The following is a 9109-nucleotide window of genomic DNA, read 5'->3' on the forward strand; positions in this document are numbered from 1 at the left end:
GCGTAGCGGGGGCTGGCGGCGGTTCGGGGTGGAGGCGTGGGAGAGCGGCCACCGTGGTCCTTCTGGATGGTTTGGCGTCCGATTTGTGCATAGCAATAGAGCCACCCGGCCCCATGCCGGACCTCGCTCCCACCTCCTCGCCCGTCACCGCACGTAACAGTCGGACGGGCCCCGGGCCGGGCCCGGCGAACGACCGCGCAGACGCGAGGACCGGGGCGTGGTTCCGCGGAACACCATGATCGACTATGGGGCCCGGATTCTGGCGACGGGCATGACGTGGAGGCGGTCCTCGTACGTGTACGAGCGTGTTCCCAGGTAGCGGGTCACGCCGGCTACGAAGGCGTCGCCGGCGGCGTCACGCAGTGTGCGCAGCGGGGCGAGGTCGTCGCCTGGTACTCGCCCAGCGACCTTGACCTCGAAGGCCATCACCGCCCCATCGTCGCGTTCGACCACGAGGTCGACCTCGTCGCCGTCGCGGGTGCGCCAGTGGCCCGCTCCGCTGACCCAGTCGGCCCAGGATGCCTGTTTGAGCGGCTCGGTCACGACGAACGTCTCCAGCAGGTGCCCGAACTCGGTCAACGCGGTGGGGCTGCGCGCCGCCAGCTTCTGCGGCGTCAGACCGGCGTGGCGGTGGGTATCCGCCAGGTGATGGCCCCCGTCCCACGGCGCTGGCATCCTGGGGCCGTGGCGAGTCTGTACGAGGCTGCGGGCGGCGGCGAGGGGCTGCCTGCGGCTGGCCGAGGCATGGACCGCCGGGCGATCGCCTGCTTCGACCAGGCCCTGGAGGACGTCAGGCCGCAACTCGGCGAGCCGCTCCGGCAGGCGTTGCACGACTACTTCGCCTGGGCCACCACCACCATGATGGCGCAGGACCAGGAATCCGCGGACGGGGTCCCGGCTGGCCTGACCATTCCGCGGTGGTCCTGGGACGGACTGCAACGTTGAACCCGTGGCGGCCTCGAGGAATCAGTGTCGAGACCACGCGAAAGCACAGGTATCCCGCCGCTGATCGGCTGCCGGCCGGCATGCGAGGGTTGGGATACTCGGAGCCGGCAGGCCGGTCCGAGCATCCGAGCATCCGAGGTGATGGTGGGCAGCCGTAACCGGGAACGTCGCAAGGCCAAGCAGAAGGCCCGCGCGACCCGCGGCCGCGCCCAGGCCACCGGGCCTGGAGCGGGGCCGTTCTACCAGGAGGAACGCAGCCAGCGGGAGCTGTTCGCGGAGACGGCCGACCTGCTGGTCGCGGCAGCGCTGAACGCCAGGCTCGCCGAGGATGACGAATCGTTGGCGGAGTACGTGGAGTCGCTGGCCGCCGCGCCGGGCGGGCTGAGCGGTCGCCGGCTCGTCAACCGTAGCCTGGTCGGCTGGTTCGACCGCGTCGTCGGGGCCACCTGGGAGCATGGCTGGCAGCCGGTTGACCTGCACCGGATCGTGAACCGCCGGGGCAGCCCGCGGCTCGTGCGGCTCGCCGTCGATACGATCGCCCTCCGGATGCGCCAGTACGCGGCCACCACCGTCGACGAGCGGTGGAACGCCCAGCTTGCGGCACTCGACGCCACCGTGTGGTGGGATCGCGACGACGCGTGGCTGGACGCCTGGGGAGACCGGGAGGGTCGGGACCGGGCGGAGGTGCTCGTCGACACCCTCGATCTGCTCATCCTGCTGAACACCCTGCCCAAGCTCGAATCCCTGTGCCCCCCGCCAGGCGCCGCGCGACGTGACACCTCAGGCCACGGCCGCGGCCACGCTCGGGGAGCCCGGGGCGGCCAGTCAGCCGGATCGATGTCCGACCGCAGCGCCGATCCGCGCATGCTCGACAAGGTCCGCGCGCTGCTGGCGAAGGCCGAGTCGACCGGGTTCGCCGAGGAGGCCGAGGCGCTCACCGCCAAGGCGCAGGAGCTGATGGCCCGGCACAGCATCGACGAGGCGCTGCTCGCGGCGGCGGGGGAGGGATCCCGTGACACCCCGGCCGGCCGCCGGGTCGGCATCGACAACCCCTACGAGGTGGCGAAGGCCAGCCTGCTCGACGTGGTCGCCGACGCGAACCGGTGCCGTTCGGTGTGGTCGAAGAACCTCGGGTTCGCGACGGTGGTCGGTTTCGAGCCCGATCTCGACGCCGTCGAACTGCTCTACACGTCGCTGCTGGTCCAGGCGACCACGGCGATGATGAAGGCCGGGTCCCGCCAGGACCGGGCCGGACGATCCCGCACCCGGTCGTTCCGCCAGTCGTTCCTCGCCTCGTTCGCGGTCCGCATCGGCCAACGCCTGATGGCCGCGACCGAGCAGGTGAGCGAGCAGGCCGCGGCCGAGGCGGGTGACGGTCGCCTGCTGCCCGTGCTCGCCGCCCGCACGGACTCCGTCCGGGAAGCGACCGAGACGATGTTCCCGGAGATCGTCGCCCGCTCGGTGAGCGCAACCGACGGCGAGGGATGGGCGTCCGGCCGGGCCGCCGCCGACCTCGCCTCCCTGCACACCCGCGACGAGGTGACCGCCGACCGACCCGGCTAGCGACCGACCCGGCTAGCGACCGACCCGGCTAGCGACCGGCAGGGATCGACCGGCAGGGATCAGGGAGTGGTCTGGCCCAGGCCCTCGGTGGTGGCCTGCCGGGCACGGGCGCGGCCCACCGCCTCGTCCACCAGCACCCGGGACAGCTGCGCGACCTTGAGGTGGCGGGTCTGACTCATCGTTCGCAGCCGCTCGAACGCTTCCTCGGGGCCGCTGCCTGTGCGGCTCATGATTACCCCCAGCGCCTGGTCGATGACGGCGCGGCTTGTCAACGCCTCCTGGAGTTGGGAGACCAGTCGCTGCGACTGAGCCAGGACCTGGGCATTGTGTACCGATACCGCCACCGGCTGGGCAAAGAGCTCGCCGGTCCGAACCGCATGGGGTCCGAACGCGTCCTTGGCATGGGCGTACACATTCATCACCCCCACCACCCGATCGGGCAGCAGCAACGGCAGCGAGAGCACACTGTGCACGCCCATTCGCCCCACCCGCGGGCCATACCGTGGCCACCGCGTCTCCCCACCCAGCGACCCGGACAACTGCGTGCGCCCCGTTTCGACCGCCAGCAGGCACGGCCCCTCACCCAGCCGGTACTGGACGTCGTCCGCCGCCCGCACGAATTCGGCGCTGGCCACCACAGTCTGGGGCCGGTTGTCCTCCAGCATCGTCAGGCCGGCGCCCTGCGCCCCGGGAATCGCCTGAACCGCGAGCTCCGCGATCTGGATCAGCGTTTCGCGCAACGGCCGGAGCCCCGTCAACAGCCCCGCCAGTCCCGTCAGGCTCGCCGCCAGATCGTCCTCGTCCACAGCAGCTCCCAAACAGGTCAGCGCCGAACCAGCATCGCCGCGACCCAAACCGTAGACCAGAAAGTGAGGCGCGCGAGGCGCCGGACCAGGCGCCTCCGTTACTTTTGGCAATGGCTTCGAAATGGGAGGGTGACGGTTCGGAGTCCCGGGTGGCGGCGGGGGCGTACGGTGAAAGTGCTGAGTACCAGCCGACCCGGGTCGGGGATCGCCGCCCACGCCGCACCCCGCGAGCATGACCGCTCACCGCCGGGTGCCCCGGTGACCTCCTTGCGGGAGCCACCCATGCCCTCCGAAAACGTGCCCACCTCCGTGCGGGCCCAACCGGCAGCAGATCTTGGCAGCTACTACGGAACGTATCGCGGCAAAGCCGCCTATGCCCGGGAGACCAGCGCCGGTAGCTGGCAGGTCAAGGTCCACGATCCGACCAACCGTCTCGCCGGCCACGACGGCTGGCTGATGCTCGGCACCGGCTGGCCGACGCTGCCCGACGCGTGCGAGGCCACCGGTCTGAGCTGAGCGGTATCGCCCTTCCCTCATCCGTCTCCGCGGACGGCAATGATGACCGCGACGGCGCGGCCGGCCGTGGACGTCTTACACGATCTTGGCGCCCTGGGGCCGGGTGACATCGTCCCGGCGGACATTCGGCTGATCGAGGTCCTGTGGGAACCGGCGGCCGCTGCGGCCGCAGCGGGCGAACGGGCCGCGCTGGGTGAGGACGGCGCGCTCAGCGGGCGCCTGTTCTTCCACCGAGGAGACGACTCGGGCTTCCGTGCGGCGCCGTTCACCGGAGCCGACACGCGGGACGGGCGTTGAGCGAGTACCAGCTGACGCCGCCGCACTCGATGGCTGTCCCGGGGATGCCGTGGCTGCGCGGAACCTCGCCGCGCGGGTGTGGGGTGCGGGCCCGACGGGGATGAAGAGGTGGTGCCCACCACCGACGTGCGAGCGCACTCGCTGCCGGACCTGCTGGCCTTCCTGGAGCGGGCGCGTCGGCGCGGCCAGGTCCACCACGACGACAGGCAGCAGTGCTGGCAGGTGCTCGGGCACCCGGAAGGCAGCAGGGTGCTGGCGGACCCCGGGACCTTCTCGTCCGACCTCGGCGATCTGATGCCGCGCCAGGAGGACATGGAGCTGTTCCAGCAGGGGAACTTCGTGCGGATGGACCCGCCATGGCACCGCCGGCTGCGCGGCCTGGTCAGCCAGGCGTTCACGCCGAGGACGGTGGCCGGGCTCGCCCCGCGGATCGCCGAGGTGACCCGCGGGCTGCTCGACGCGAGTGGTGGCGATCGCGGCGAGCGTCTTGATCTGATCGATGACCTGGCATATCCGCTGCCGGTCATAGTGATCGCCGAGCTGCTCGGCCTCCCGACGTCCGACCGGCCGGTGTTCCGGCGCTGGGCCGACGCCCTGTTCGACCGGGGGAACATCGAACCGGACACCCCGTTGCCCCGGCTCAGCGCGCAGGCCGTGCGGAGGTCCGCGCCGACGATGCGTGAGATGAACGGCTACCTCATCGACCATATCCGGGCCGCCCGGGCCAGGCCCGGAGACGACCTGACCAGCGGGCTCGTGCAGGCGGAGGTCGACGGGCACCGTCTCAACGACACCGAGATCGTCGGCTTCGTCGGGCTGCTGCTGCTCGCAGGGCATGTCACCACCACTGCGACGTTGGGCAACACGGTCCTGTGCTTCGACGAGCATCCGGACGCCGCGTCGCAGGTGCGAGCGGACCCGACGTTGCTGCCCGCGGCGATCGAAGAGGTGCTGCGGGTCCGTACCCCCTTCCCGAGGCTGGCCAGGAGGGCGACCACCGACGCCGAGGTGGGCGAGGCGGTGATACCTGCCGGGGATCTCGTCGTCACCTGGCTGACGGCGGCCAACCGGGACGAGCGGGTGTTCGGAGATCCCGACCGCTTCGACATCCACCGCCCGGCCAATCCCCACCTCACCTTCGGACACGGAATCCACTTCTGCCTGGGCGCACCGCTGGCGAGGCTGGAGGCGAGGATCGCCCTCGGCATCCTGCTGGAGCGCTACCGTGAGATCGCCGTGGCCACGGACGTACCGGTGGAGCATCGCGACCCGTGGCTGATGGTCGGCGCCACCCGGCTGCCGCTGGACGTCCGTACCCGCTGACCACAGGCCGATGGAGCGACCGGGACGTCGATGCGGCGCTGAACATCCAGCCTTCGGCTTCCGGGCGGAGAGGACGTCAAGGAGCCCAGATTCTGTCGACGGGCATGACGTGCAGGCGGTCTTCGAACGTGTACGAGCGTGTTCCCAGGTAGAACACCACGCCGGCCACGAAGGCGTCGCCGGTGGCGTCGCGGAGCTTGCGTAGTGGGGCGAGGTCCTCGCCCGGTACCCGCCCGGCGGCCTTGATCTCGAAGGCGACCACCGTCCCGTCGTCGCGTTCGACCACGAGGTCGACTTCGTCGCCGTCGCGGGTGCGCCAGTGGCCGACCCCGCCGACCCAGTCCGCCCAGGATGCCTGCTTGAGCAGCTCGGTCACGACGAACGTCTCCAGCAGGTGCCCGAACTCGGTCAACGCGGTCGGGCTGCGCGCCGCCAGTTTCTGTGGGGTCAGGCGCATCAGGCGGGCCGCAACCCCGGAGTCCAGGACATGGATTTTCGGTGACGCCGTGGACCGGGTGGTGAGCGTGGTGCCCCAGGCCGGCAGCCGGTAGAGCAGGAACACCGCCTCGAGGAGCCGCACATAGCTGTGCGCGGTCTTCTCGTCGAGGCGGACGCTGGAGGCTGCTCGGGTGATGTTGAGTATCTGTGCGGTCTGGCCGGCCAGCCGTTCGAGCAGGGCGGGCAGCGAGGCGGCCTGGCGGATCCTGCTGAGGTCGCGGACGTCGCGTTCGAGGCTGAGGCTGACGTAGTCGTCGAACCAGCGGTTGCGTGACGCGAGAGAGGCTCGCGCGAGCACCGACGGGAACCCACCCGCGGTGACGCTGTCGATGTAGTCCTCGCGGGTGGTGTCCGACGGTCGGGCCGCGGCCACGGCGGCGGCCGGGTCGGCGAACAGGTCGTCGAGCAGATGCTCCTGAACCCCGCGGAGCTCACCCTGCGACAGCGGGTAGACAGGCAGCCGGTGCAGGCGACCGGTGAGCGCCTGAGCGGCACGGGGCAGGGCCTCGTGTCGGGCCGAGCCGGTGAGGACGAAGCGGCCCGGCCGACCGTCGCGGTTGAGTTCGGCCTTGATGGCGTCGAGGATGATCGGGATGTGCTGGTACTCGTCGATACAGACCGGGTCGGCGCCCGTGACGAACATCCCGGGGTCTCTGGCCGCCGCGTCGCGGGTGGCCAGGTCGTCGAGATCGACCAGTTCCGCGCCGATGTCGGCGGCGAGGCTCCGCAGCAGGGTCGACTTCCCCACGGACCGAGGACCCTGGAGGAGCACGACGGGCTCCTCCGCCATCCGGCTCGCGACGATCGGTGCCAGTCGTCGCGGCACCAGTCCGCGCAGCTGGGTACTCATGGCCGAAAGTCTAGTTGACCTACGGATCTGGAGCGCCCCGAGTTCCGGATTTGGAGGGCCACGAATTCCGGATTTGGAGGACTTCGACCTACGAATCTGGAGGGCCGCGAGCTACGGATCCGTCGGGCTGGGTGAGGGGATCTGGGCAGCCTGACTGCGTCGAGACCATGTGGAGCCACCCATGCCCTCCGAAAACGTGTTTCGGGCTGCTCAGCTCGGTGTTCGACTTCGTGACCTTCGCCGTCAAGCTGTGGATCTTCCGCTCCGGGCCGGCCCAGTTCCGCTCCGGCTGGTTCGTCGAGTCCCTCGCCCCCCAGGCTCTGATCATCTTCGCGATCAGGACCCGCCGCGTCCCGTTCTTCCGCGGCCACCCCAGCCTGACTCTCGCCGTCCTCGCCGTCGGCGCGCTCCAACGGGCGTGACATGACCGGCCCGGGCCTCGACCGTGAGTCGATCATCGGCCTGCTCCGGGAGCTCAACGACGAGTTGGGCCGGCGCGGCGCCAAGGCCGACCTGTTCCTTGTCGGCGGGGCCGCGCTCGCCCTCGTCTACGACGCGACGCGCTCCACCCGCCACCTTGATGCCGTCTTCCTGCCGACCGGCGTCGTCCGCGCCGCAGCCGCTGCGCTCGCCGAACGCCACGCCCTCTCGGCCGACTGGCTCAACGACGCGGTGAAGGGCTTCCTGCCCGGCCCAGATCCGGCTGCGACCAGGTACTTCGAGGCCGACCACCTCACCGTCGACGAAGGCCTCGACCTCGTCCAGTCCGTCTACAGTGACCGCCCGATCGACGCGAAGGCCCAGTTCCTCCTCGAAGAGATCGTCTGGCCTGTGGGGCTGAGGATTGTTCCTGTCGGTCGGGTGCGTGCCGGTGGCATCTGGCCAATAGATCGTCCAGGTCGCCCGGCGACCCGAAGCCCGGACCGCCTGACCAGCCACGCCATCTCCCGGCCGGCCCTGCCCGCCGATCGGTCGGTCGGCGGGCAGGGCGCGGACCTGCGGTCACGCTCGAAGCGTCCGGACGGTTCGGATCACGTGCCCGATCGCGCCGGGCCGGCGGACGATGCTGTCGCGGGGGCGGTGAGGTCGTAGACGGTCTCGCCGCCGATCGTCGTCGCCTTGTAGTGCTGCTGGACCCAGGTGCTGATCGTGCCGCCCGGCCCGCCGGACCGGCCGCCGGACCGGCCGCCGAACCCGCCGAACCCGCCGGTGCCGATGAAGTAGTGCACCCGGCCCGCGTGGACGTCGCTCTCGAACTGGGTCAGGGTCGGCGCCGGGTCGCGCCCGGTGAAGCCGCCGATGGCCATCACCGACGTGTCCGAGGCGAGTTCGAGGCCGGCCGCGGCCGAGGATCCCTGCACTGCGGCAGCCCACCGGTAGCCGCGGCTGGCCTTCAGCAGCGACGCCACCTGGGCGTTCGTGGCGCCGCCGCCGAACCCGCCGAACCCGCCGGCGCGTCGGCCGCCCGCCGCCGCAGAGCCGCCGAACGCGCCGGGGCCGCCGGAACCGGCTGTGGCCCCCGGCAGGTCCGCGCCGCGGCGGCCGGCACGCCGGGTCCCAGCCGCCGTCCCGGCGGCGGCCGCGGGAGTCCGGGCACCACCACCACCAGCACCACCACCGGCGACGCCGATTCCACCAGCGGCACCGGCGGGAGCGCCGAAGCCGCGAGCGCCGGCGAAGCCGCCGGGACCGCCGTTTCCACCGCGGCCGCCGCGGACCGCGGGCCCGGCCGTCGGCTGGCCCCCGGACTGCGGGATCGTGGCGGTGACGGCCGCGAACGCCGCCGGGCCGCCGAGCACGGCGACGAGCCCGCAGGTCGCGACCGCGATAGCCATCCGTCCGACGAGCGCGCGCGGGATCAGCAACGCCACCGTCGCGGCGGCGGCGGCCACCATCACCACCACCCGCAGCCATGGATACCAGGACGGGGTGCGGTCCAGCAGTGTGAACGACCAGGCTCCGGTCGCGGCGACCGCGGCGGCCAGCAGCAGCCGGCTCGTCCACTGCTGCCTGGCGCGCCACAGCGTCCAGGTGCCGACGCCGACCAGCCCGGCGATGCCCGGCGCGATCGACGCCGTGTAGTAGGGGTGGAAGGTTCCCTGGGCAAAGCTCAGCACGATCGACGTCACGATCATCCAGGCGCCCCAGAGGAGCAGCGCGGCCCGTGTCCGGTCCGTGCGCGGCGCCCGCCGAGTCACCCACAGGCCGCCGAGGAGCAGGATCAGCGCACCCGGGATCAACCAGGAGACCTGGCCGCCGATCTGGTCGCCGAACAGCCGGTCCCAGCCGGCGCCGCCCCCGAACCCACCAC

At 71.5% G+C, this 9109-nt stretch carries 11 protein-coding genes; 7 read left to right on the forward strand and 4 right to left on the reverse strand.

All coding sequences use genetic code 11. The annotated features are described in order from the left end of the window. Positions 1 to 243: 243 nt before the first annotated feature. Complete coding sequence (locus NBZ83_RS26295; RefSeq protein WP_261570832.1) at positions 244 to 675, reverse strand: DUF4143 domain-containing protein; 432 nt, start codon at positions 673 to 675, stop codon at positions 244 to 246. Between the two features lie 9 nt (positions 676 to 684). On the opposite strand from NBZ83_RS26295, the gene NBZ83_RS26300 reads away from it, so the two are divergent. Both NBZ83_RS26300 and NBZ83_RS26305 read left to right on the forward strand, forming a co-directional pair. After that, the gene (locus NBZ83_RS26300; protein ID WP_261570833.1) at positions 685 to 945 is read left to right on the forward strand and encodes a globin family protein; all 261 of its coding nucleotides are present in this window, start codon (positions 685 to 687) and stop codon (positions 943 to 945) included. Positions 946 to 1086: 141 nt separating this feature from the next. Then, entirely contained in the window at positions 1087 to 2508 is a 1422-nt protein-coding gene (locus NBZ83_RS26305) for a DUF2786 domain-containing protein (RefSeq protein ID WP_261570834.1), read from the forward strand. A 59-nt stretch (positions 2509 to 2567) separates the two neighbouring features. Here NBZ83_RS26305 and NBZ83_RS26310 read toward each other — a convergent pair whose 3' ends face one another. Further along, entirely contained in the window at positions 2568 to 3314 is a 747-nt protein-coding gene (locus tag NBZ83_RS26310) for a GAF and ANTAR domain-containing protein (protein ID WP_261570835.1), read from the reverse strand. 282 nt (positions 3315 to 3596) lie between these two features. On the opposite strand from NBZ83_RS26310, the gene NBZ83_RS26315 reads away from it, so the two are divergent. The 3 genes from NBZ83_RS26315 to NBZ83_RS26325 all read left to right on the forward strand — a co-directional run bounded on the left by NBZ83_RS26315 (position 3597) and on the right by NBZ83_RS26325 (position 5450). Then, on the forward strand, positions 3597 to 3830 hold the full coding sequence (locus NBZ83_RS26315; RefSeq protein ID WP_261570836.1) for a hypothetical protein: 234 nt from the start codon (positions 3597 to 3599) through the stop codon (positions 3828 to 3830). Between the two features lie 42 nt (positions 3831 to 3872). Beyond that, entirely contained in the window at positions 3873 to 4127 is a 255-nt protein-coding gene (locus tag NBZ83_RS26320; protein WP_261570837.1) for a hypothetical protein, read from the forward strand. A gap of 111 nt (positions 4128 to 4238) precedes the next feature. Then, the gene (locus tag NBZ83_RS26325) at positions 4239 to 5450 is read left to right on the forward strand and encodes a cytochrome P450 (RefSeq protein WP_261575997.1); all 1212 of its coding nucleotides are present in this window, start codon (positions 4239 to 4241) and stop codon (positions 5448 to 5450) included. A 76-nt stretch (positions 5451 to 5526) separates the two neighbouring features. Here the strand turns inward: NBZ83_RS26325 and NBZ83_RS26330 are convergent, their stop codons facing one another. Continuing rightward, a complete protein-coding gene (locus NBZ83_RS26330) occupies positions 5527 to 6798 on the reverse strand; it encodes an ATP-binding protein (protein ID WP_261575998.1) in 1272 nt (423 codons plus the stop codon). A gap of 218 nt (positions 6799 to 7016) precedes the next feature. Here NBZ83_RS26330 and NBZ83_RS26335 point away from each other — a divergent pair, with 218 nt between their 5' ends. Continuing rightward, positions 7017 to 7220, forward strand: a complete 204-nt coding sequence (locus NBZ83_RS26335; protein WP_261570840.1) for a hypothetical protein — start codon at positions 7017 to 7019, stop codon at positions 7218 to 7220. A 1-nt stretch (position 7221) separates the two neighbouring features. Then, the gene (locus NBZ83_RS26340) at positions 7222 to 7890 is read left to right on the forward strand and encodes a hypothetical protein (RefSeq protein WP_261575999.1); all 669 of its coding nucleotides are present in this window, start codon (positions 7222 to 7224) and stop codon (positions 7888 to 7890) included. Here the strand turns inward: NBZ83_RS26340 and NBZ83_RS26345 are convergent. Next, positions 7830 to 9109: mannosyltransferase YkcB-related protein (locus NBZ83_RS26345; RefSeq protein WP_498041082.1), on the reverse strand; the 1280-nt coding region annotated here is incomplete at its 5' end. The two genes, NBZ83_RS26340 and NBZ83_RS26345, sit on opposite strands and share 61 nt — an antisense overlap.

Source organism: Frankia gtarii (assembly GCF_025403375.1).
Classification (GTDB): Bacteria; Actinomycetota; Actinomycetes; order Frankiales; family Frankiaceae; genus Frankia; species Frankia gtarii.

Bases quoted from the DNA above. Each gene is read 5' to 3' on its own strand.
- NBZ83_RS26340 (WP_261575999.1), top strand. From the start codon at position 7,222: ATGACCGGCCCGGGCCTCGACCGTGAGTCGATCATCGGCCTGCTCCGG.
- NBZ83_RS26315 (WP_261570836.1), top strand. From the start codon at position 3,597: ATGCCCTCCGAAAACGTGCCCACCTCCGTGCGGGCCCAACCGGCAGCA.
- NBZ83_RS26305 (WP_261570834.1), top strand. From the start codon at position 1,087: ATGGTGGGCAGCCGTAACCGGGAACGTCGCAAGGCCAAGCAGAAGGCC.
- NBZ83_RS26295 (WP_261570832.1), bottom strand. From the start codon at position 675: ATGCCAGCGCCGTGGGACGGGGGCCATCACCTGGCGGATACCCACCGC.
- NBZ83_RS26320 (WP_261570837.1), top strand. From the start codon at position 3,873: ATGACCGCGACGGCGCGGCCGGCCGTGGACGTCTTACACGATCTTGGC.
- NBZ83_RS26330 (WP_261575998.1), bottom strand. From the start codon at position 6,798: ATGAGTACCCAGCTGCGCGGACTGGTGCCGCGACGACTGGCACCGATC.